21 protein-coding genes and 1 riboswitch are annotated in these 19,621 nt (G+C 69.4%); of the genes, 8 read left to right on the top strand and 13 right to left on the bottom strand.

Translation table 11 applies throughout. The features are described 5' to 3' along the window. Nucleotides 1-51 precede the first annotated feature (51 nt). From ACFQQC_RS06110 to ACFQQC_RS06090, 5 genes are all read right to left on the bottom strand, one after another. Nucleotides 52-444, bottom strand: a complete 393-nt coding sequence (locus tag ACFQQC_RS06110) for a hypothetical protein (protein WP_376860668.1) — start codon at nucleotides 442-444, stop codon at nucleotides 52-54. Next, the gene (hmgA, locus tag ACFQQC_RS06105; protein ID WP_376860666.1) at nucleotides 441-1,739 is read right to left on the bottom strand and encodes a homogentisate 1,2-dioxygenase; all 1,299 of its coding nucleotides are present in this window, start codon (nucleotides 1,737-1,739) and stop codon (nucleotides 441-443) included. The genes ACFQQC_RS06110 and hmgA overlap by 4 nt, the downstream gene beginning before the upstream one ends. Nucleotides 1,740-1,797: 58 nt before the next feature. Next, entirely contained in the window at nucleotides 1,798-2,160 is a 363-nt protein-coding gene (locus ACFQQC_RS06100) for a TonB family protein (RefSeq protein WP_376860664.1), read from the bottom strand. 246 nt (nucleotides 2,161-2,406) lie between these two features. After that, nucleotides 2,407-3,528 carry an acyl-CoA dehydrogenase family protein gene (locus tag ACFQQC_RS06095; RefSeq protein ID WP_376860662.1) on the bottom strand — a complete coding sequence of 374 codons (1,122 nt, stop codon included), beginning with the start codon at nucleotides 3,526-3,528 and terminating at the stop codon, nucleotides 2,407-2,409. Nucleotides 3,529-3,533: 5 nt separating this feature from the next. Then, nucleotides 3,534-4,718: an acyl-CoA dehydrogenase family protein gene (locus ACFQQC_RS06090; protein ID WP_376860660.1), complete on the bottom strand. Its 1,185-nt coding sequence runs from the start codon at nucleotides 4,716-4,718 to the stop codon at nucleotides 3,534-3,536. A 118-nt stretch (nucleotides 4,719-4,836) separates the two neighbouring features. On the opposite strand from ACFQQC_RS06090, the gene ACFQQC_RS06085 reads away from it, so the two are divergent. Continuing rightward, the gene (locus ACFQQC_RS06085) at nucleotides 4,837-5,364 is read left to right on the top strand and encodes a GNAT family acetyltransferase (protein WP_376860658.1); all 528 of its coding nucleotides are present in this window, start codon (nucleotides 4,837-4,839) and stop codon (nucleotides 5,362-5,364) included. Here ACFQQC_RS06085 and ACFQQC_RS06080 read toward each other — a convergent pair. Together ACFQQC_RS06080 and ACFQQC_RS06075 are read right to left on the bottom strand one after the other, a co-directional pair. Continuing rightward, on the bottom strand, nucleotides 5,361-6,281 hold the full coding sequence (locus tag ACFQQC_RS06080) for a 2-hydroxyacid dehydrogenase (protein ID WP_376860656.1): 921 nt from the start codon (nucleotides 6,279-6,281) through the stop codon (nucleotides 5,361-5,363). The two genes, ACFQQC_RS06085 and ACFQQC_RS06080, sit on opposite strands and share 4 nt — an antisense overlap. Then, nucleotides 6,278-6,535: an Lrp/AsnC ligand binding domain-containing protein gene (locus ACFQQC_RS06075; RefSeq protein ID WP_141625748.1), complete on the bottom strand. Its 258-nt coding sequence runs from the start codon at nucleotides 6,533-6,535 to the stop codon at nucleotides 6,278-6,280. Before ACFQQC_RS06075 ends, ACFQQC_RS06080 begins: the two co-directional genes overlap by 4 nt. Nucleotides 6,536-6,581: 46 nt before the next feature. Between ACFQQC_RS06075 and ACFQQC_RS06070 the strand changes: the two genes are divergently transcribed. Next, entirely contained in the window at nucleotides 6,582-7,394 is an 813-nt protein-coding gene (locus tag ACFQQC_RS06070) for an alpha/beta hydrolase (protein ID WP_376860654.1), read from the top strand. An 85-nt stretch (nucleotides 7,395-7,479) separates the two neighbouring features. Next, complete coding sequence (locus ACFQQC_RS06065; protein ID WP_376860652.1) at nucleotides 7,480-8,154, top strand: bifunctional 4-hydroxy-2-oxoglutarate aldolase/2-dehydro-3-deoxy-phosphogluconate aldolase; 675 nt, start codon at nucleotides 7,480-7,482, stop codon at nucleotides 8,152-8,154. A gap of 141 nt (nucleotides 8,155-8,295) precedes the next feature. On the opposite strand, the gene ACFQQC_RS06060 is transcribed toward ACFQQC_RS06065, so the two are convergent. Further along, nucleotides 8,296-11,139: a M16 family metallopeptidase gene (locus tag ACFQQC_RS06060; RefSeq protein WP_376860650.1), complete on the bottom strand. Its 2,844-nt coding sequence runs from the start codon at nucleotides 11,137-11,139 to the stop codon at nucleotides 8,296-8,298. A gap of 270 nt (nucleotides 11,140-11,409) precedes the next feature. On the opposite strand from ACFQQC_RS06060, the gene ACFQQC_RS06055 reads away from it, so the two are divergent. Further along, the gene (locus ACFQQC_RS06055; RefSeq protein ID WP_376860648.1) at nucleotides 11,410-12,063 is read left to right on the top strand and encodes a Crp/Fnr family transcriptional regulator; all 654 of its coding nucleotides are present in this window, start codon (nucleotides 11,410-11,412) and stop codon (nucleotides 12,061-12,063) included. A 92-nt stretch (nucleotides 12,064-12,155) separates the two neighbouring features. Beyond that, nucleotides 12,156-12,854, top strand: coding sequence for a Crp/Fnr family transcriptional regulator (locus tag ACFQQC_RS06050; protein ID WP_376860646.1), 699 nt, complete (start codon nucleotides 12,156-12,158; stop codon nucleotides 12,852-12,854). Here ACFQQC_RS06050 and ACFQQC_RS06045 read toward each other — a convergent pair. Both ACFQQC_RS06045 and ACFQQC_RS06040 read right to left on the bottom strand, forming a co-directional pair. Beyond that, the gene (locus ACFQQC_RS06045) at nucleotides 12,851-13,696 is read right to left on the bottom strand and encodes a ribokinase (RefSeq protein ID WP_376860645.1); all 846 of its coding nucleotides are present in this window, start codon (nucleotides 13,694-13,696) and stop codon (nucleotides 12,851-12,853) included. The genes ACFQQC_RS06050 and ACFQQC_RS06045 overlap by 4 nt on opposite strands. Before the next feature lie 106 nt (nucleotides 13,697-13,802). Further along, on the bottom strand, nucleotides 13,803-14,819 hold the full coding sequence (locus ACFQQC_RS06040) for a nucleoside hydrolase (protein WP_376860643.1): 1,017 nt from the start codon (nucleotides 14,817-14,819) through the stop codon (nucleotides 13,803-13,805). 74 nt (nucleotides 14,820-14,893) lie between these two features. On the opposite strand from ACFQQC_RS06040, the gene ACFQQC_RS06035 reads away from it, so the two are divergent. Then, nucleotides 14,894-15,658, top strand: a complete 765-nt coding sequence (locus ACFQQC_RS06035) for a hypothetical protein (RefSeq protein ID WP_376860641.1) — start codon at nucleotides 14,894-14,896, stop codon at nucleotides 15,656-15,658. Here ACFQQC_RS06035 and ACFQQC_RS06030 read toward each other — a convergent pair. After that, nucleotides 15,641-16,318 (bottom strand): aspartate/glutamate racemase family protein, encoded by a 678-nt coding sequence (locus tag ACFQQC_RS06030; RefSeq protein ID WP_376860639.1) that lies wholly within the window; start codon nucleotides 16,316-16,318, stop codon nucleotides 15,641-15,643. The two genes, ACFQQC_RS06035 and ACFQQC_RS06030, sit on opposite strands and share 18 nt — an antisense overlap. Nucleotides 16,319-16,433: 115 nt before the next feature. Between ACFQQC_RS06030 and ACFQQC_RS06025 the strand changes: the two genes are divergently transcribed. Then, nucleotides 16,434-16,901 (top strand): type II toxin-antitoxin system PemK/MazF family toxin, encoded by a 468-nt coding sequence (locus ACFQQC_RS06025; protein WP_376860637.1) that lies wholly within the window; start codon nucleotides 16,434-16,436, stop codon nucleotides 16,899-16,901. Between the two features lie 138 nt (nucleotides 16,902-17,039). Here ACFQQC_RS06025 and ACFQQC_RS06020 read toward each other — a convergent pair whose 3' ends face one another. Further along, nucleotides 17,040-18,038: a D-cysteine desulfhydrase gene (locus ACFQQC_RS06020; protein ID WP_376860635.1), complete on the bottom strand. Its 999-nt coding sequence runs from the start codon at nucleotides 18,036-18,038 to the stop codon at nucleotides 17,040-17,042. A 352-nt stretch (nucleotides 18,039-18,390) separates the two neighbouring features. Here ACFQQC_RS06020 and ACFQQC_RS06015 point away from each other — a divergent pair, with 352 nt between their 5' ends. Next, nucleotides 18,391-19,002, top strand: a complete 612-nt coding sequence (locus ACFQQC_RS06015; RefSeq protein ID WP_376860633.1) for a TetR/AcrR family transcriptional regulator — start codon at nucleotides 18,391-18,393, stop codon at nucleotides 19,000-19,002. Here ACFQQC_RS06015 and ACFQQC_RS06010 read toward each other — a convergent pair whose 3' ends face one another. After that, nucleotides 19,003-19,446, bottom strand: coding sequence for a GNAT family N-acetyltransferase (locus tag ACFQQC_RS06010; RefSeq protein ID WP_376860631.1), 444 nt, complete (start codon nucleotides 19,444-19,446; stop codon nucleotides 19,003-19,005). It lies immediately after the preceding gene. 53 nt (nucleotides 19,447-19,499) lie between these two features. Further along, nucleotides 19,500-19,609, top strand: a riboswitch (TPP riboswitch). Nucleotides 19,610-19,621: the final 12 nt, after the last annotated feature.

Below are 19,621 nucleotides of genomic sequence, written 5' to 3'. Positions count from 1 at the left end.
GGCCCCGCCGCTCTCGCGACGGGGCCTTTTGCTTGTCTACCGATCAGGCGATCAGTCGACGCAGAGGGTCGCTTCGGCCTTGCCGTTCTCGACGCGGGTGTAGCAGCCGAACGGACGGCTATCGCGCTGGCAGGTTCCGACCACGGCGGCGCCTTCCTGCGGGGCGGTCGACGGACCCTCCTCGACACGGCAGTCGCCCTGACAGTCCGAGCCCGTCGTGCAGCGCTGGCCGGCGTCCGAATAGGTGATGACGCAGCGCACCGACTGCATCCGTCCCTGCGCCTGCATCTTGCCACCGGCGCGCTCGCACAGGGCCGCATCGGTCGATCCGGCGGCCGCGGTCTGCAGCGAGGTCGGCGCGGCGGCGGCGTTGTCGGCTGCCGGCATCGGCTGGCAGGCGGCGGCGAACAGGGCCGCGGCCATCGCGATCATCACGCGCTTCATTTCACTTGTCCTTTTTCAAAGCCGGTCCAGACGTCGTCGTAGTCCAGCTGCATCGTCGGGGAGGTTTGCGCCCATTCCGTGGTGCGGATGGGCATGCGGGTCTCGAACATGAAGGCCAGGGTGTTCTCGATCTTCACCGGCTTCAGGTCTGCGGCGACCGCCTTGTCATAGGAGGCCTGATCCGGCCCGTGCCCGCTCATGCAGTTGTGCAGGGACGCTCCGCCGGGGGCGAAGCCGCCCTCCTTGGCGTCATACTCGCCGGTCACCAGCCCCATGAACTCGCTCATGACGTTCCGGTGGAACCACGGCGGGCGGAAGGTGTCCTCGGCCACCATCCAGCGCGGCGGGAAGATGACGAAGTCGCAGTTGGCGGTGCCGGGCGTGTCCGACGGGCTGGTCAGCACCGTGAAGATCGACGGGTCCGGGTGGTCGAAGCTGACCGTCCCGATCGTGTTGAACTTCGCCGTATCGTATTTGTACGGCGCGTAGTTGCCGTGCCAGCCGACCACGTCCAGCGGGCTGTGATCGAAGGTGGTGACGTACAGACGCCCGCCGAATTTCTGGATGCATTCGGTCGGACGATCCACGTCCTCGAACGCCGCCGCCGGGGTCTGGAAGTCGCGCGGATTGGCCAGACCGTTCGAGCCGATGGGGCCCAGATCCGGCAGGCGGAAGGCCGCGCCGTAGTTCTCGCACACATAGCCGCGCACCGGGCCGGAGACCTCGACCCGGAAGCGCACGCCGCGCGGAATGACCACGATCTCGCCGGGCCGGGCGTCGATACGGCCCATCTCGGTGACGAAGGCCTGCTCGCCCTGCTGGAGCACGATCAGCAACTCGCCGTCGGCGCAGTAGAAGACCCGGTCGGTCATCGACCGGTTGGCGGCATACAGGTGGATGCCGACGCCCGACAGCGCCTCCGCGTCTCCGGTCCCGCCATAGGTCACCAGCCCTTCGACCCAGTCGGTCGGCTCGCTCGGGATCGGCAGCGGGTCCCAACGCATCCGGTTGGGACTCGGCGGCGCCTCATGGAAGGGGCCCGACCGCACCAGCTTCTGCGGGAAGGGCTTGTAGGCCGGGTGCTGCGCCGAGGGCCGCAGGCGATACAGCCAGCTGCGGCGATTCTCGGTGCGCGGGGCGGTGAAGGCCGTCCCCGACAGCTGCTCCGCATACAGCCCCATCGGCGCCCGCTGCGGCGAATTCCGCCCCTCCGGCAGCGCCCCGGGCACAGCCTCCGTGGCGAAGTGATTTCCAAATCCGCTGAGATATTGAGGCGCGTTGGCTCGCGTCGTCATGTGGCGTTCTCCCTTGCGGGAGGTTTAGCAGGGCCGCCGGGGGGCGGGCCAGCCCCGCTCACTCGGCCGGAAGCTCCCATCGCAGTTTGAGGAGAACAGGCATACCTGCCGCCAGCCGACCATTCGCCAGTCTCGGTGCATGGCGGAAGTGTTTGGCGGCCTCAAGGGCTGTCGGGCCCAGCTCCGGATAGGTCGTCGAAACCTCGGTGACCCGGCAATCGTCCAGCCGTCCGTCCGCCTTCACCACGCAACGCAAAGTCATTGATCCGCGCGGATAGTAGTCGGTCGGCGTGCCATAGTGGACGCCTTCGGGCAGCAACTGGTCCGCTGTGGGCGTCTCCACCCAGTTCGGCCGGACAATCACTCCATCCACGACCTGCGGGTCCTGAAGGGCAATAGCGACGAGTGCAGCAATCATCATAGGCGATAACCTAGTCCGCTCCCTCTCCCGATGGGAGAGGGCTTGAGCGCACGACGGCGTAGCCGCCGTTCTTGCGCGACCCGAAGGGCGGCGCGAAGCAGCCAAAGGGTGAGGGTCGCCTCTCGGCATTCGGCGATGAGCCGCGTCACTGTCCTGAGCGGCGGCTTACGCCGACGGACATAGCCGACCCTCATCCGACGGGGCTCTGCCCCGCCACCTTCTCCCATCGGGAGAAGGAAGACCCGCTCAGAACCCCTGGCTCTGCGCCATCCGCTCCTGATGGAAGCCCGCGTCGCCCAGCAGTTCGTTCAGCACCCGCACCCGCTTCATGAACAGGCCGACGTCGAACTCGTCGGTCATGCCGACGCCACCGTGCATCTGCACCGCCTCCTGCACCGCCAGTTCGGCGACGCGCCCGGCCTTGGCCTTGGCGACCGACACCGCCAGCGGGGCCTTCTCCTTGCCGGCGTCCAGCGCCTGCAGCGCGCCGATCACCGCCGCGCGGGCGATCTCGATCTCGCTGTACAGATGGGCCGCCCGGTGCTGCAGCGCCTGGAACTCGCCGATCAGCTTGCCGAACTGCTTGCGCGTCCGCAGGTATTCCATCGTCGTCTGGAAGGCCTGATCCCCTGCCCCGTTCAGCGACGCCGCCGCGCAGGCCCGGCCGAGATTCAGCGCGCCTTCCAGCAGGGCCTCACCCTCATCCACCGATCCGATCACCGCGTCCGCATCGACCTCAACATCCGTCAGGGTCACCCGCGCCGCATTGTGGGCGTCGACCATCACCGTCCGCTCGATCTCCACGCCCCTGGTATTCGGATCGACGAGGAACAGGGTCAGGCCGTTTTCGGTCAGGGCCGCCACGATCAGGGCGTCGGCGACGTGGCCGTCCAGCACAAAGCCCTTGGCGCCGTTCAGTTTGAAGCCGTTGCCCGCGCGCTCGGCGACGGTGGCGATCTTCGACGGCGCATGCTTGGCGCCCTCATCGACGGCCAGCGACAGGATGGCCTCGCCCGCCGCGATCTTCGGCAACCAGGCGGCCTGCTGCTCCGCCGAGCCGCCGTCCACCAGCACCTTGGCCGACAGCACGCCCGACCCCATGAAGGGCGACGGCGTCAGGGTCCGGCCCAGCGCCTCGGCGACGACGCCGGCTTCCACGGCGCCCAGCGCCGATCCGCCATGCTCTTCCGGGATGATCACGCCGGCGAAACCCATCTCGCCGAACGCCTTCCACAGCTCGCGCGACACCCCGTCGGCGTCACGGCTGTCGCGCAGCTTGCGCAGATGGGCGATGGGCGCGTTCTCGCTCAGGAAGCCGTCGGCGGCCTCCTTCAACATCGTCTGCTCTTCAGTCAGGATCAGAGGCATGGGCGTCAGGCTCCCGGCAGCTGCAGCAGGTGTTTGGCGATGATGTTCAGCTGCACCTCGCTGGTGCCGCCTTCGATGGAGTTGGCCTTGGTCCGCAGCCAGTCACGGGCCGTCGTGCCCTCGCGCGACCGCTCGCCCTCCCACTCCAGCGCCTCGGCCCCGCCCGCCGCCATCAGCAGTTCGTGGCGACGCTTGTTCAGCTCCGAGCCGTAGTATTTCAGCATCGAGGCGATGGCCGGATGGGCCTGACGGGCCTTCATCTGATCGCCCGCCCGCTCCATCGCCAGACGGAAGGCGGCCGCGTCGACTTCCAGCTCGGCCACCTTGGCGCGCAGCATCAGGTCGTCCAGACGGCCTTCCTCATCGCTGCCGATCGAGTCCGTCGCCACCTGCCCCAGCGGCCGTCCGCCGCCCGCGTCGCCGATGGCGCCGATCATGGTCCGCTCGTGGGCCAGCAGCGCCTTGGCCACGTCCCAGCCACGGTTCAGCGTCCCGACGAGGTTCTCCTTCTCGACCCGCACGTCATCGAAGAAGGTCTCGCAGAACGGGCTCTTGCCGCTGATCAGGGTGATCGGCTTGGTCGTGACGCCCTTGGTCGCCATGTCGAACAGCACGAAGGAAATACCCAGATGCTTGGGCGCCTCCGGGTCGGTCCGCACCAGACAGAAGATCCAGTCGGCCTTGTCGGCGTACGACGTCCAGATCTTCTGGCCGTTGACGATCCAGTGGTCGCCCTTGTCCTCGGCTTTCGTCTGCACGTTGGCCAGATCGGACCCCGCGCCCGGCTCGGAATAGCCCTGGCACCAGCGGATCTCGCCGCGCACGATCTCGGGCAGGAAACGCTTCTTCTGTTCCTCGGTGCCGAACTGCAGCAGGGCCGGCCCCAGCATCCAGATGCCGAAGCTCGACAGCGCCATCTGGGCGTCGATGCGGCGCAGTTCCGAATGCAGGACCTTGGCCTCCTCGCGGCTCAAGCCCCCGCCGCCGTATTCCTTCGGCCATTCCGGCGCGGTCCAGCCGCGCGCGCCCATCCGCTCCATCCAGAGCTTGTGCGCCGGGGTCTTGTAGGTGGCGTTGCGCCCGCCCCAGACCCGGTCTTCCTCATTGTCCAGCGGCCCGCGCACTTCCGGCGGGCAGTTCTCGTCCAGCCACGCGCGCACCTCGTCGCGGAACGCTTCCAGATCAGCCATTTTCCAACCCTTGATGTCCGTTTGCCGGAGCTCTTGGGGGAAGGTTAGCAACGATAAGTCTCGCTTGGCCATGGTGACCCGACGGCAACGCTCGATGATGTGATCGCGTTAGGGGCGGATGAGCCTGATCACCCGCGCCATCTTCGCCGCCGCCAGCCTGCTGCTGTTCGTCCTCGCCATCGCCCTCGTCGGCGTCGGCCTGCGCGAGGCCATCGGCGCCATTATCGATCCGGAGCAGAGCGCGGCTGACGCCATCCTCGACATCCTCGGCTATGTCATCGTCGCCATCGCCGTCTTCGACGTGGCCAAATACCTCTACGAGGACGAGGTCCGCCGCGGCTCCGAACGGCGCAGCGCCGCCGAGGCCCGGCGCAGCCTGACCAAATTCCTCTCCACCATCCTGATCGCCCTCTTCCTCGAAGGGCTGGTGCTGGTCTTCAAGACCGCCCGCGAGAACGTTGAGCAGATGCTCTACCCGGTCGCCCTGATCGGGGTGTCGGTCCTGGTCCTCGTCGGCTTGGGCGTCTTCCAGCGCCTGTCCGCCACGGTCGAGCAGAAGGTCGGCGACGATGACGAGGCCGAGGAGGCGAAGGAGGAAGGCAAGCCTGCGCCCCGCCCCAAGGCCCGCGCCCGCAAGCCCGCCTAGCCCACCGGCGTCAGCAGAGGCTCGCCCGCCAGCCCGGCCTTCAGATTGGCCACCACCAGATCGGCCATCTGCGTCCGCGCCTCCACCGTCGCCGAGCCCACATGCGGGGTCAGCACGCAGCGCGGGTGATCCAGCAGGGCCTGCGGAACCACGGGCTCGCCGTCGAACACATCCAGCCCCGCCGCATACAGCCGCCCGGCGTCCAGCGCCGCGATCAGGGCCGGCTGATCCACCACCTCGCCCCGCGCGATGTTGATCAGCACCCCGTCCGGCCCCAGCGCCTCCAGCACCTCCGCATTGACCAGCCCGCGCGTCTCCGGCCCGCCCGGCGTCGCCACCACCAGCACGTCCACGCTCGCGGCCAGCGTCCGCGCATCCGGCGCATACCGATAGTCCACGCCCGGAACCGGGCGGCGGCTGTGATAGGCGACCTCGCCCGCGAACGGCGCCAGCCGCGCCGCGATGGCCCGTCCGATCCGGCCCAGCCCCAGCACGCCGTAGCGCAGCCCCGTCACCCGCCGGGTCAGCGGCGACCGCCCGCCCTTCGCCCACTCTCCCGCGCGCAGGAACCGCTCGGCGTCCGGCACGCCCCTCAGGGTCGCCAGCACCAGCGCGAGCCCCAGATCGGCCACATCCTCGGTCAGCACGTCCGGCGTATTGCTCACCGCCACGCCCCGCGCCTTCGCATGGGCCACGTCCACGCCATCATAACCGACGCCGTGCACCGCGATCAGTTTCAGCTTCGGCAGGCTGTCCACGAAGGCCGGGTCCAGCTTCACCCCGCCCGACACCACCAGCGCCCCGATCTCTTCCAGCGCGCCCTCATTCAGCCCCCGCACCGCCAGCCCCGACGCCGCCAGCGCCTGCGTCATCAGCGCGGGCAGTCCCGGCATGGCCAGGACGGCGTCGCCGCTCATCGGGCGGTCGGCAGGAAGGGCGAGAAGGTGATGACGGTGAAGCTGTCACGGATATTCGGGCGGGTCTGCACCGACTTCGTCACGAAGGTCCCGATATCGAGGTCCTTCGGCAGCGAGAATTTGGCCAGCAGGTCGTACTGGCCCGAGGTCGAATAGACCTCCGAGACATATTCGACATTGTCCACGATGTCGGCCGCCACGTCATTGGCGTGGCCCAGCTCGCATTTGATGAAGACGAAGATGGCGGTCATCATGGCGGCGGTTCCTCCGGCGTTCGGAGGCTGTCTAGCGGATGATGACGTGACGGGTAAGGCCGAGATCGATCTGGAAGCGGAGTACAACAACCGCGCCCGCGTGCCCGACCACATGCAGGCCATGGGTCAGTGGAAGGCCGCCGCCGAGGCCGCCCGCGCCGCCCATCCGCCCGAGCTCATCGCCTACGGCCCCGGCCCGCGCGAGGTGATGGACCTGTTCTCGGCCGGGCCGGACGCGCCCATCGTCGTCTTCCTGCACGGCGGCTATTGGCAGGCGCTGGACAAGGACTGGTTCAGCGGGCTCGCTCCCACCCTGCTTCATCACGGCGTCAGCCTGGCCGTCCCCTCCTATGATCTGGCTCCGACCGTCCGGCTCGGGACCATCCTCAAACAGGTGCGCGAGGCGGTGGACCTGATCCGCGCCCGCAACGGCGGCAAGCGCCCGGTCGTCTTCGGCCATTCGGCGGGCGGCCATATGTCGGCCTGTATGCTGTCCGAGGCCCGCGCCTCCGCCGCCGTCGCCATCAGCGGCGTCTTCGACCTGCGCCCCCTGCTGGAGACCTCGATCAACACGGCGCTGGACCTCGACGCCAACACCGCCGCCGCCCTCTCCCCCATCTTCTGGCCCGTCCCCAACGGCTCGACGCCCGGCGGCACCATCCTCGACTGCCTCGTCGGCGGCGACGAAAGCCCGGAGTTCCTGCGCCAGTCGAAAATGATGGCCGACCACTGGGCCAACAACGGCGTCGAGACCCGCTACGAAGCCTTGCCGGGCCTGAACCACTTCACCGTCCTCGGCCCGCTGCTCGATCCGGACAGCGCGATGGTGAAGCGGGTGGTGGAACTGGCGAAACAATAAGTTCCGCGCCCCGGTCCTTTCGCTTCCCGCGTTCGCCGGGATAAACAGATCACCGACACCGGTGACAGCCGGAGCGGAGATTGAAATGCGCCACGACCGCCTGACCGTTCTCAACGCCCTCGAGGCGCAGGGCGTCGCCCCCGTCTTCTATCATGCGGATCCGGAGGTCTGCCTGAACGTGATCCGCGCCTGTTCGCGCGGCGGGGCCAAGGCCATCGAGTTCACCAACCGGGGCGACTTCGCCATCGACCTGTTCGGCGACATCGCGCGCGAGCTGCAGAAGACCGACCCGGACATCATTCTCGGCATCGGCTCGGTGGTCGATGCCGGCACCGCCGCGATGTTCCTGAACCGGGGCGCCCGCTTCATCGTCAGCCCCTGCCTCGTCGAAGATGTCGCCAAGGTCTGCAACCGTCGCATGACCGCCTACTTCCCCGGCTGCGGCTCGGTCACCGAGATCGGTCAGGCGCAGGAGCTGGGCTGCGAGATCGTCAAACTGTTCCCGGGCGCCAGCGTCGGCGGCGCCGACTTCGTCAAGGCGGTGCTGGGCCCCATGCCCTGGACCAAGATCATGCCGACCGGCGGCGTCGACCCGGACGAAGCCTCCATCGCCAAATGGTTCGGCTCGGGCATCGTCGCCGCGGGCATGGGCTCCAAACTGATCACCGACGCCGCCGTGAAGTCCGGCGACTGGGCCGGCATCGAGGCGCAAGTGCGTCAGACGGTGGATGCGATCGCGGCGTTTCGGGCGTCGAAGTAAACCCCTCCACCCTGCTTCGCCTGACGGCTCGCACGGTCCCCCTCCCCACCTTCGGTGGAGAGGTGACGGCAACGGTTCACCTCTCCACGCAGTGGGGAGGTGGCTCGGCGGCATAGCCGACGAGACGGAGGGGTCGTCCCCTCACAGCCCCAGCGTCGCGCTGTCCAGATCCAACTCCGCCACCGGAATGACCACCACGTCCGGATGGGCCGCGCGCAGGGCGTCGATGAACTGCGACGCTTCGCCGACCACGACGACATAGGCCTGTTCCGAGCTGACGCCCTGGGCCGCAGCCATCACCGCTTCCGGCGTCGTGGCGTCCACCTTGCCGGCATAGGTCTCGATCTCGCTCAGCGGCAGGCCGTAGGTCACCGCGCTGGCCAGGGTCGAGCCGAGCCCGCCCGTGGTCTCCAGATTGCGTGAGAAGCCGCCGTTGATGAAGGCCTCGCGGTCGGTCACCGCCTGCTCCGTCACCGCCTCGGTACGCAGGCGGTCGAACTCGTGCAGCACCAGTCCCACCACCTCGGCGGCGCTCTCGTTCTTGGTCTGGGTGGTGGCGCTCAGCACGCCCCCGTCCAGCCACGCGCCCAGCGTCGAATAGGCGCCGTAGCTCAGGCCCCGCTTGGCGCGGATTTCCTGGAACAGGTGGCCGTTCTGGCCCTGCCCCATGATGCTGTTGACCACCAGCAGCGGATAGTATCCGTCGTCGGCCCGGCGCGGACCGCGCACCGCCGCCGACACCGCCGCCTGACCGGCGCCCGGCAGATCGACCACCACCACGCGCGGCGCGGGCACGGCCCCGGCGCGCTGGCCCACCGTCGGCAGGGCGGCGGCCGGCTTGGCCCAGTCGCCGAGGGTGCGCTCGGCATAGGCGAAGGCCTCTTCCGGCTGCATGCCGCCGGTGATGATCAGGGTCGCATTGTCCGGGCGCCACCAGCGCTGATGGAAGCCCGTGATCTCGTCGCGGGTGATAGCGCCGATCGTCGTCGGCGTGCCCGAGGCGGGCGTGCCGTAGGCGGCGTCGCCGAAGGCCAGACGGTTCAGCACCATCGCCGCCACCGGTCCCGGCTGGCGCAGATTGACCCGCAGGGCGTTGGCCCGGCGCGTCCGGGTGCGCTCGACCTCTTCGGGCGCGAAGGTCGGGTTGCGGACCACATCGGCGAAGACCGCGCCCGCCGCCTCGGCCGAGGCGATCGGCGACGACAGGGACAGGCCGGTCACATCCGCGTCCGCCCCGCCGCCGATGCTGGCGCCCAGCGCCTCCATCGTGCGCGCGATCTCCGGCGCGGTGCGCCCGCCGGCGCCCGCCGAGGCCAGATCGGCCGTCATCGAGGCCAGCCCCGCGCGACCCGCCGGGTCCGCCGCCGCGCCGCCGCCGATGATCAGCTGCGCGTTCATGATCGGCAGGTCGGTGGACTTGGCCACGATCACCCGCAGGCCGTTCGGCAAGGCCCGCTCGACCACCGTCGGCGCCACGGCGGCGCGGGCCGCTCCGGGCGCCGGCGGCGCCATCCGCTGGCCCTCCGGCAACAGTTCGTTGGCGGGCAGGATGGCCGGCGGCACGCTGACGAAGGTCGGCATCGGGGCCGGGTTCTTCCAGCTGTCCTCGGCCACGCCCGCCGGGCGCTGGCTCTCGTCCTGATAGCGGATGGAGACCCGCGCCTGTTCGTTCAGATAGGTGCGGGCCACGCGCTGCACGTCCGCCGCCGTCACCGCCTGCACCGCCGCCAGATGGGCGTCCGGCGCGCGCGGGTCATTCTCCGACACCAGCGCCTGTCCCAGGATGAAGGCCCGGCCGGAGGCGGTCTCGCGCTGGCGCAGCTCCGAGGCCACGATCTCCATCTTGGCCTCGGCCAGTTCCGCCGCCGTCACCGGCTCGTTGCGGATGCGGTCCAGCTCGGCGTTCAGCGCCGCCTCGGCGTCGGCGATGGCCTTGCCCTGCGCCAGCGTCACATTGACCGTGACCGTCCCGGCCTCCTCATTGGCGCCCGAGCTCAGATAGGCGCCCGAGGCCAGCTGGCTGCGATAGACCAGCGCCTGATACAGGCGCGAGCTCTCGCCCCGCGACATGATGCCGGACAGCACGTCCAGCGCCGCCGCGTCCGGATGGTTCGCCGCCACGCCCGGATAGATGGCCGCGATGGCGGGCAGCGGCACGTTCGGCGCATAGGCTTCCACCAGCCGCGGCTGGGTGCGCGGCGTCGCCGTCAGACGCTCGAACACCGGCAGCGGACGGTCCGGGTTCGGGATGTTGGCGAAATACTGGTCCACCCAGCGATCCAGCTGGGCCGGATCGAAATTGCCCGACACGATGATGGTCGCGGTGGCCGGGCGGTAATAGGCCTCGTGGAAGGCGCGGGCGTCGTCGATGGTCGCCGAGTCCAGCTCCTCGATCGAGCCGATCACGCTGCGGCGATAGATGCTTTCGTCAAAGCTGTTGTCGCCGATCACGAAGCGCTGCAGCCGGCCGTACGGCGGCGCATAGACCCGCTGGCGCAGTTCCTCCTTCACGATCGACCGCTCGGCGTCGAACACCGCCTGATCGACCACAGGCCGCGCCATCCGCTCGGCGTGGGTCCACAGCATCATCTCCAGATACTGGGGCGGCACCGTCTCATAGTAGTTGGTGAAGTCCTGCCCGGTGGAGGCGTTGCGCGACCCGCCCGAGTTCTCCACCAGCGTCGAGATCTGGCCGTAGGGCAGGTTCACCGTCTTGCGGCTCAGGATGTGTTCGAACAGGTGGGCGAAGCCGCTGCGACCCTCCGGATCGTCCTTGCCGCCGACATCGTACCAGACGGTGACGGTCACCGTTCCGGCGCTGGCGTCCGGCATCGAATAGACGTTCAGCCCGTTGCCCAGCGTCCGGTGCGCATACTGCAGCGGCGGCACGCTGATGGTCGCGGCGTCCTGCGCCATCGCCGGAAGGGCCGGCGCGGTCAGGGCCAGCAGCGAGGCGCCCAGCAGGGCGGCGGTGCGGATCATCATGGGGTCCCCCAAGGACTGGAAACTGAACGGCCGGCACCCTAGCAGCGGGCCCGCCGGCGTCGGATTGCAAGTTTGTAATAAAGCCTGCCACGCCCCGAAGCGGATTTTCCGTCGCCCCGAATGTCCGCTGCCGGACCCTTCCCGAGCCCGACGCGGCGGGATTGAATCCAAAGTCACGCTTAAGTCGACTTCCGACAGACACCGGACCTCGGATCATCTTATCCGCCGGATATGAACGGGATTTCGGCGGGCAACCGACTTATCGCAGCATTGGACGACGGGGACCGCGAGGCCCTGCTCGCGCACACCGTTTCCATCGACTTCGCCCAGGGCCAGATTTTCCACGAGCCGGGCGATCCGATCGACCAGATCTACTTCATCGAACACGGCGTGGTCTCCGCCGTGGCGGTGCTGCAGGACGGCCGCACCGTCGAGACCGTCATGGTCGGCTGCGAGGGCGTCGCGGGCGGTCTGGCCGCCGCCGTGCCCCAGGTCGCCTTCACGCGCAACGTCGCCCAGATGAACGGCGCCGCCCGCCGCATCGAGGCCGGCCGCCTGCGCCAGCTGGTCAACGACCGGCCCGCCATCCGCGCCGTCATCAGCGCCTATCTGGCCGCCCTGCAGTCCGAGCTGGAACAGTCCGCCGCCTGCAACGCCCTGCACCGCGCCGAGCAGCGGCTGGCCAAATGGCTGCTGCGTTGCCACGACCGGGTCGACGGCGCCGCCTTCAACCTGACGCAGGAATACATGGCCTCCATGCTGGGCTCCCAGCGCACCACGGTGAACGAGGCGGCCCAGAGCCTGCAGAAGTCGCGCGCCATCACCTATTCGCGCGGCCGCATCACCGTCACCGACCGCGCCGCCCTCGAGCGTGCGGCATGCGAATGCTACCGCGCCGCCGACGTCTTCCGCCTGCGTCTCTGAGACGCGCGCCGGGAACCCGTCCGCCGGAGTGACCGTTTGCCGACCATGGTGGAAGCCGGGGCTTCACCCGCCCTGTCGACAAGCGGACGCCGATGGCCGAACACACCAATCTTCTGCTCGATAGCCTGCCCGTGCCGGATCGCGAGATCCTGCTCAGCCTGGCGACCCGCATCCGCTTCGAGCTGGGTCAGGACCTGATCACCCCCGGCCAGATGATCGACGTGGTCCACTTCCCCGTCTCGGGCATCATCTCCACCGTCAACGAGATGGCCGACGGCCGCTCGGTCGAGGCCTTCATGGTCGGGCGCGAAGGCGTGGCGGGGATCGAGGCCACCGTCATTCCCATGGCCTCGGCCTCGCGCCAGACCATCCAGCTGACCGGTGAGGCATACCGCATCGACGCCGGTCGCATCCGCGCCCTGGCCCATGAGCGCCCGGCCCTGCGCCAGATGCTGGCCCTCTATCACGCGGGCATCCAGCGCGAGCTGGAGCAGACCGCCGCTTGCCACGCCCTGCACCCGGCCGAGCGTCGTCTGGCCAAATGGCTGCTGCGCTGCCACGACCGCGCCGACAGCGACACCATCAAGCTGACGCAGGAATACATGGCCTCGATGCTGGGCTCCCAGCGCACCACGGTGAACGAGGCCGCCCAGACCCTGCAGGCCCACGGCGCCGTCCGCTATTCGCGCGGCACCGTCCACGTCCTGAACCGCGCCGCGCTCGAAGCCTCCGCCTGCGAATGCTACCGCAAGGTCGCCGTCCTGCGCGCCGAGGCCGTCGAGGCGGCCTAGCCCTCCAGGATTTCCTCGACCTCATCCCGCGTCGGGAAGGACGGCTGCGCCCCCGGCCGGGTCGCCGCGATGGCCCCCGCCGCGCAGGCGAAGGTCAGGGCCTCGGCCGGCTCCATCCCTTCCAGCAGGGCCACGCAGATCGCGCCGACGAAACAGTCGCCCGCGCCCGTCGCATCCACCGCCCGCACCTTGGGCGGCGTGGCCCAGGCCATCTCGACCCCGCGCTGGTACATGGTCGCCCCCTTGGCGCCCCGGGTCACCACTACCCGCCCGCCGCCGTGGTGCAGCAGGTCGCCGTAGAAGGCCGCCTCGGTCTCGTTGACCACGATCAGATCGGCCCGCCGCAGCAGCTGGTCCGACACCGGCTGGGCCGGGGCCAGGTTCACGCAGACGAAGTCCGTCGCCCGGCCCACCGCCGCCTCGACCGTCTCGACCGGCAGCTCCAGCTGCAGCAGCAGCGGGCCCTCGATCCGGGCCGGAAGCTGCTCGGGCGTCACCTGATGGTTGGCCCCGGCGGCCACCACGATCTGGTTCTCCCCATCCGGATCGACCGCGATCAGGGCCACGCCCGTCGGCGCGTCCGCATCGGCGATCACCCCGCCCGTGTCCACGTCATCGGCCAGCAGCAGGGCCAGCGCCTCCTCGGCCATGGCGTCGCGGCCCACGCGCCCGACCATGCAGACATCCGCCCCCAGCCGCTGCGCCGCCAGCGCCATGTTCGCGCCCTTGCCGCCCGGATGCCGCGCCAGCGTCGCCCCCGTCACCGTCTCCCCGGCGCGCGGCAGCTTCGGCGCCGAGGCGACGAAATCCAGATTGATCGACCCGACGACCGTGATCCTCATGGGATTCTCCTCCCCCTCTTGGGGGAGGGGGACCACGAAGTGGTGGAGGGGGCAAGCGTCTCCTCCCCTTCTTTGGGGAGGGGGACCGCGAAGCGGTGGAGGGGGCTCATCCGCAGCTCCGGGCAATCAACGCAAACACCCCGTCCGCGTCCGCCGTCACCGCCCAGCGATGCTTCAGCGGCTCGCCCGCCACGGCTTGGCGAAACTCCACCGCCGTATGGCCGCGGGTCAGGTCGCTTTCGGTCTCCACCTTCACCAGACAGGGCTTCAGTTCGAACAGTTCCGGCTTCAGCAGCCAGGCCACCGGACAGGGATCATGCAGGGGCGAGGCGTCCCAGCCCACGATGGTCCGCTCCACCCGCTGCGAGAAACGCAGCATGGCGCCCGCCGTCTTCGCCATCGGCGTGCCCAGCGCCTCGACGGCCGCGATCCGGTCCTCGGTCGCCCGCACCTGATGGGTCGCGTCCAGCCCGAACAGCACCACTTCGGCGCCGGTCGCCAGCACCTCCGCCGCCGCTTCCGGATCGGCCCAGATGTTGAACTCGGCCGAAGCGGTGATGTTGCCGCCCTCGGCGCGCGCCCCGCCCATGACCGCCACCGGTCCCAGCCGTTCGGCCAGCGCCGGTTCCTTGCGCAGCGCCAGCGCCAGATTGGTCATCGGGCCCAGCACGGCCATGGCCACCGACTTCGCCGGTCGGCTCATCACCAGATCGACGATGGCGTCCGCCGCATGACCGTCCGCGCACGGCAGATCAGGCTCGAACGGCTCCAGATCGCCCGTCCCCTCCGGCCCATGGAAATCCGTCGCCGTGCCCAGCGTCCGCACCAGCGGCTGCGCCGCCCCCATGAACACCGGCGCCTCGTCGTGTCCGGGCTTCTGCAGCCCAGCGACCTGCCGCAGCATCCGCGCATTCCGCGCCGTCTTCTCAACCGGCACATTGCCGCCGACCGTCGTCACGGCCAGCAGCTCAAACTCATCGGCCCCAAAGGCCAGCATCAGCGCCACGGCGTCATCCACGCCGGGGTCGCAGTCGATAATCAAGGCTTGTCTCGTCACCCGCCCGGTGTGGGCCGGGTCGCGGGCGGGAGCAAGCGCCAACTGCCCCGTGATCCGTCCGGTCATCGCGGCGCGCCTCGGGTGGCGAAGCGTCACAACCGGATGCTAATCCGGACGACACGTCATTGGGGGGGGACAGTATGCAGGGCCACATCGCCCAGAGTATCGGGCTGACGCTCGCGGCGAATGCCCGGCATCAGGGTCTCGCGGCGGCCCGCTGGCCGGACGCCTCGGTCTTCCTCTTCTGCAAACATGTTCGCTTCGTTCGGCGCGGAACCACGGCCTATGCGGACCCCGAGCAGTGGCTGGCCTCGACCGGGTCCGGCGCCGTCCTGCGGGTGGCTTCCCGCAACAATTCGGGCCTTGGCGATCGGGAGTCCGTCGGCTTCGCCGGCGGCGGACCGCTTCTGATCGTGCCGACAGGCACGCAGTCGGCGTGGTGGAGTGACTGGCAGGTCGGGGACTCCAACGCCGAGGACCGTCGCATCTGGACGGTCACTTACCATGAGACCGCGCCGCCGCCCGCCCCGCGCCAGCCCCCCGCGACGGCCCATGACGGCAAGGCGCGACTTGTCCGCGCCCTGGACAAGGCCATCGCCTTCGCTTCCGCTCAGCAGATGGGTTTCGACGATTATCTGGCGAAGTCCACCCGACTTCTCGACGCGCCGGAGCCGCTTGCCGACTTCTACCACCCTGACATCATCCCGGAGGGGCTTATGGACCTCGAACATGCCCAGCTCTTCGGCTGCGCTGCGGCAAGCTGGGTCTTTGGCGGCATGGGATCGTGGAACGACGTCTGGTTCCAGGGCGACGTCCGGGCCGAGTACGACCGCGTCAGCGATCAGCTGTTCAGCAGCATCATCGACGCTCTGGTCACGGCGACCAACTCAACCCTCCGACCCTGAGCCCCGGCAAGCCGCCACACACGCCGCCGCCAGCACCTCCGCCGAGTCCACCAGCGGCGCGCTCAGCTCCTCCGCCCTCAGCAGCAGCGGCACCTCGGTGCACCCGGCGATCACCGCATCCGCGCCGGCCTCGACCAGGACCGCCGCCAGCCGTCGCATCTCGCCGCGCGGCCCCGCGCCGTCGTCGCCTGCCTTCACCGCGAACACCGCCGTCATGAAGGCCTCACGGTCCGCGCCTTCCAGCCGCACGATCTGAAGCCCCGTCGTCGCCAGCGCCTCGGCGTACAGCGTCTCGCCGCCCGGCGTGGCCAGCACCCCGATCCGCGTCGCGCCGGTCCTCGCGGCGGCCTCCACCGTAGCGGCGATCATGTCGATGAACGGCGGCCCCGCCGCCCGGATCGCGTCCGCATGGGCGTGGGCCGTATTGCACGGCATGGCCAACACCTCGGCGCCCGCCTCACGCAGCCGCACAGCCATCTCGCCCAGCATCCGCCCGGCCGCCTCGGGCGCCGTATGCCGATTCGGCACATGCGGGTTCAGGTCCACCAGCATGCGGATGTGATCCTCATCCCGCTTCGCCGGCGTCAGCGCCTGCACCCGCGCCATGAAGGCCGTCGTCGCGACCGGCCCCATGCCACCGAGAATGCCGAGGGTTTTCATCAGGACGTCCTCACAAACAACTTATGCGCGCTTTCCGCTTGAACTCTTCCAACGCGGAGCGCAGCTTGACCTTATGGCTACCCCGCCCCGGAAAGTTCTCTCGGCGACACCCGCCATGAAGAAGGCCGCGGCTGATCGACCGCCCCCCAGACCCGCCGAAAAGCCGAAATCCCAACTGACACGGGATACCCGCGTGGGTGAAGTCTACTGGTGCGATTTCAGTCCGATGAACTGGCCGCCGGAGTTCGACGACCAGCATCTGGTCGTTATCCTTCGGGGCGGCAAAATCGCGGGCGACATTCACGTCGTCACGCCCCTGACCAAGTCGGATCAGTCCGCCAACCCACACGGCTACCAGCTGGCGCACAATCCCAATCCCGGATCGGCCAAGGACTCCTGGGCCGTCTGCAATCACGTCTACTCAGTCGCGTCGGAACGGCTCAAACCTCTGCGTGACGGCGGTGGCAACCGGAAGCCGCCGGAGAAACTGCATCCCGACGACCTGCATGAGATCAGCCGCCGGGTCAGGAACGCGCTGAACACCTTCCTCGCACTGGGCCTGCCGCCGGCCCCCACCACCTGACCGCTGCTTGAAAGCCGAGCGTGAGCGGCGTATATACACGTCACGGTTTAGGCCGTTGGACCGCGTGCGGTCCCCGCCCCCTCGGGGGCTAAACAGTGGGCCGGTCCGGCGACGGATCGGCCCGTTCTGTTTCCGGGGTCAGAGGCTCCCCCCGATCTCGCTCTCATATCCAAACAGCCCCTGCGCCCCGCCGGTGTGCAGGAAGACCACCGTTTCCCCCTCGAACCGGCCTGCCTTGGCCAGGGCGATCAGCCCCTTCATCGCCTTGCCGGTATAGACCGGGTCCAGCACGATCCCGTCGGTCCGCGCCGCCAGCGTCAGGGCCTCGATCACCGCCGCATCCACCAGACCATAGCCCTCGCCCACATAGTCGCAGTCAGCCACGACCATCTCCGGCGTCACCGCATCGGGCCGTCCCAGCAGGGCCGCCGTCTCGCGGGCCAGCTTCAGGACATTCTCCTCCTGCTTCGCCTTGGGCGCCCGCACCCCGATGCCCAACACCGGAATGTCCGCCCCCATCACCGCCAGCCCGGCCACCAGACCGGCGTGGGTCCCGGCGCTGCCCGTGGCCGTCACGATCCGGTCGATCCGCATGTCCAGCTCATCGGCCCCGACCACGATCTCGCGCGCGCAGTCGACATAGCCCAGCGCCCCCACGGCGTTCGAGCCGCCGCCCGGGATCACATAGGGCCGACCGCCCCGCGCCTTCACCTCCGACGCCGTCTTCTCCAGCTCGGCGGCCATGTCGGTCCCGCCCGGCACGCGCCGGATGCCCGCCCCGAACAGCCGGTCCAGCAGCACATTGCCGTTGTCGACATAGTCGGTGGCGGTCGAGCCGGTGCGCTCCTCCAGAATGATCTCGCATTTCAGCCCGTGGGCTGCGGCCGCGGCGGCCGTCTGTCGCACATGGTTCGACTGCACCGCGCCCTGGGTCACCAGCGTATCGGCGTCCTGCTCGAACGCCTCGCCCAGCAGGAACTCCAGCTTGCGGGTCTTGTTGCCCCCGCCGGCCAGCCCGGTGCAGTCGTCGCGCTTGATCCAGATTTCCACCCCCAACGCCTCGCTCAGCCGGGGCGCGGGCTCCAGCGGCGTCGGCAGATGGGCCAGCCGGATGCGGGGAAAGCGGGCGAGATGCATAGTCGAGGGCTCCCTGATTTGCGCCTGATCTAACCCCACCTCATGACACCGCGCACCTCCCGAAGAAAAAAGCCGCTGTGTCCGGAACCGAACTCAACATCCGCTGTTATCGCATCGGACCTTGCGGCGATGCGCGCTCGACAGAGTCCGATAAAGCGGCCCCGGTCCCTGCCACGCCCCCCGACGCAGACCGGGGCCGCACCTTGTCTGGCACTCCCTTTTACCCCTCCACCACCCTTCGGGTGGTCCCCCTCCCCAGCTTCGCTGGAGAGGTGGCGCGCCGCGACTTCGCGGCGTGACGGGGGGGTGACGCCCCTTGCCCGACTCAGGCGACCGGCCCGAGACTGCCCCCATGGCCGAATCGCCGATCAGACTGCGCGACCGCAGCGCCACCGAAGCCGCCATCGTCGAGGCGGGTGAGCGCATCCTGCTGCGCGACGGTTTTCCGGGCCTGAATGTCCAGACCCTCGCCGCCGAGGCCGGCTGCGACCGCAAGCTGGTCTATCGCTATTTCGAGGGCGCCGACGGCGTCGTCAGCCGCATCGCCGCCCGCGCCCACGCCGGTCTGGTCGCCAGTCTGAACGCCACGCCCGCTACCGAGACCGAGTCCTTGCGCGCCTTCGCCCGCCTCAGCCTCTCGGCCTGGGTCGCCGCCCTGCGCGCCAGTCCCCTGACCCTGCGCCTCATGGCCTGGGCTCTGGTCGAAAGCTCGCCCCTGCTGAACCGCATCGAGGACGAACGCGCCGCCGTGCTGCACGGCTGGATGCGCGAGCGCCGCCCCCGCCTGCGCGTCCCGCCCGAGGGTGATCCCGCCGCGCTCAACGCCGTCCTGCTCGCCGCCGTCCAGCATCTGGCCCTGTCGGCGGGCGCCCGCCCGGGCGTCGGCGGCGTGGCCCTGGACGACGCCGGCTGGACCCGCATCGAGGCGGCGCTGGACCGCCTGCTGGTCGCCTTCCCGGAATAGCTAGAGCGTCAGCCGCATCTCGTGGCTGTCGCTGCCGGGCGCATAGCCGTCCTTCACCACCCGCTCGATCACGAAGCCGAACCGCTCATAGAAGCCGGTTGTGTGCTGGCCCGTGTCCAGCCGCACCGCCGTCACCCTCGGCTCGGCCCGCGCCGCCGCCAGCCGCGCCTCGGTCAGCGCCCGCCCCAGCCCCTGACCGTGCAGCCCCTGCTCGACCATGCCCCAGCACAGCGAGACGGTGCGCCCGTCCGGCTCCACCGCATGCCCGCCGCAGGCGACGACGCGCCCGTCTCTCTCGATCACCTGATAAGGCCAGCGCAGCTCGTCCAGGAACGCCGCATAGCCCTCCCGCTCCGTCCCGTCGAAGAAACGCGGAACATTGCTGTCGAACAGGGCCAGACAGGCCTCGCGGTCGGCGGTCTCATAAGGGCGGGCGATATCCATGCCCCACCCTGACCCGTCCCGCTTGACCCGCCAAGCCGACCGGTCCAGTTTCCGCCCGTTCTCCGGGGGGTCGCAATCGAGCGGCTGAGATAGAGGTTTCTCCTCTGACCCGTCGAACCTGATCCGGGTCATGCCGGCGAAGGGATGAGTACGCTTCGGGTCACGGCCTCACGCC

This window comes from Brevundimonas sp. GCM10030266 (assembly GCF_042666595.1).
Taxonomy (GTDB): Bacteria; Pseudomonadota; Alphaproteobacteria; order Caulobacterales; family Caulobacteraceae; genus Brevundimonas.
Note: the sequence above shows the minus strand (reverse complement) of the source record. Positions and strands in the feature narration are given on the sequence as shown.

Excerpts from the sequence above, each read along its gene's own strand:
- ACFQQC_RS06085 (WP_376860658.1), top strand. The coding sequence starts at position 4,837 with ATGAGCCTGATCACCCGCGCCATCTTCGCCGCCGCCAGCCTGCTGCTG.
- ACFQQC_RS06065 (WP_376860652.1), top strand. The coding sequence starts at position 7,480 with ATGCGCCACGACCGCCTGACCGTTCTCAACGCCCTCGAGGCGCAGGGC.
- ACFQQC_RS06030 (WP_376860639.1), bottom strand. The coding sequence starts at position 16,318 with ATGAAAACCCTCGGCATTCTCGGTGGCATGGGGCCGGTCGCGACGACG.
- ACFQQC_RS06015 (WP_376860633.1), top strand. The coding sequence starts at position 18,391 with ATGGCCGAATCGCCGATCAGACTGCGCGACCGCAGCGCCACCGAAGCC.
- ACFQQC_RS06060 (WP_376860650.1), bottom strand. The coding sequence starts at position 11,139 with ATGATGATCCGCACCGCCGCCCTGCTGGGCGCCTCGCTGCTGGCCCTG.
- ACFQQC_RS06045 (WP_376860645.1), bottom strand. The coding sequence starts at position 13,696 with ATGAGGATCACGGTCGTCGGGTCGATCAATCTGGATTTCGTCGCCTCG.
- ACFQQC_RS06090 (WP_376860660.1), bottom strand. The coding sequence starts at position 4,718 with ATGGCTGATCTGGAAGCGTTCCGCGACGAGGTGCGCGCGTGGCTGGAC.
- hmgA (WP_376860666.1), bottom strand. The coding sequence starts at position 1,739 with ATGACGACGCGAGCCAACGCGCCTCAATATCTCAGCGGATTTGGAAAT.
- ACFQQC_RS06095 (WP_376860662.1), bottom strand. The coding sequence starts at position 3,528 with ATGCCTCTGATCCTGACTGAAGAGCAGACGATGTTGAAGGAGGCCGCC.
- ACFQQC_RS06075 (WP_141625748.1), bottom strand. The coding sequence starts at position 6,535 with ATGATGACCGCCATCTTCGTCTTCATCAAATGCGAGCTGGGCCACGCC.
- ACFQQC_RS06035 (WP_376860641.1), top strand. The coding sequence starts at position 14,894 with ATGCAGGGCCACATCGCCCAGAGTATCGGGCTGACGCTCGCGGCGAAT.
- ACFQQC_RS06025 (WP_376860637.1), top strand. The coding sequence starts at position 16,434 with ATGAAGAAGGCCGCGGCTGATCGACCGCCCCCCAGACCCGCCGAAAAG.
- ACFQQC_RS06020 (WP_376860635.1), bottom strand. The coding sequence starts at position 18,038 with ATGCATCTCGCCCGCTTTCCCCGCATCCGGCTGGCCCATCTGCCGACG.
- ACFQQC_RS06040 (WP_376860643.1), bottom strand. The coding sequence starts at position 14,819 with ATGACCGGACGGATCACGGGGCAGTTGGCGCTTGCTCCCGCCCGCGAC.
- ACFQQC_RS06050 (WP_376860646.1), top strand. The coding sequence starts at position 12,156 with ATGGCCGAACACACCAATCTTCTGCTCGATAGCCTGCCCGTGCCGGAT.
- ACFQQC_RS06080 (WP_376860656.1), bottom strand. The coding sequence starts at position 6,281 with ATGAGCGGCGACGCCGTCCTGGCCATGCCGGGACTGCCCGCGCTGATG.
- ACFQQC_RS06110 (WP_376860668.1), bottom strand. The coding sequence starts at position 444 with ATGAAGCGCGTGATGATCGCGATGGCCGCGGCCCTGTTCGCCGCCGCC.
- ACFQQC_RS06010 (WP_376860631.1), bottom strand. The coding sequence starts at position 19,446 with ATGGATATCGCCCGCCCTTATGAGACCGCCGACCGCGAGGCCTGTCTG.
- ACFQQC_RS06100 (WP_376860664.1), bottom strand. The coding sequence starts at position 2,160 with ATGATGATTGCTGCACTCGTCGCTATTGCCCTTCAGGACCCGCAGGTC.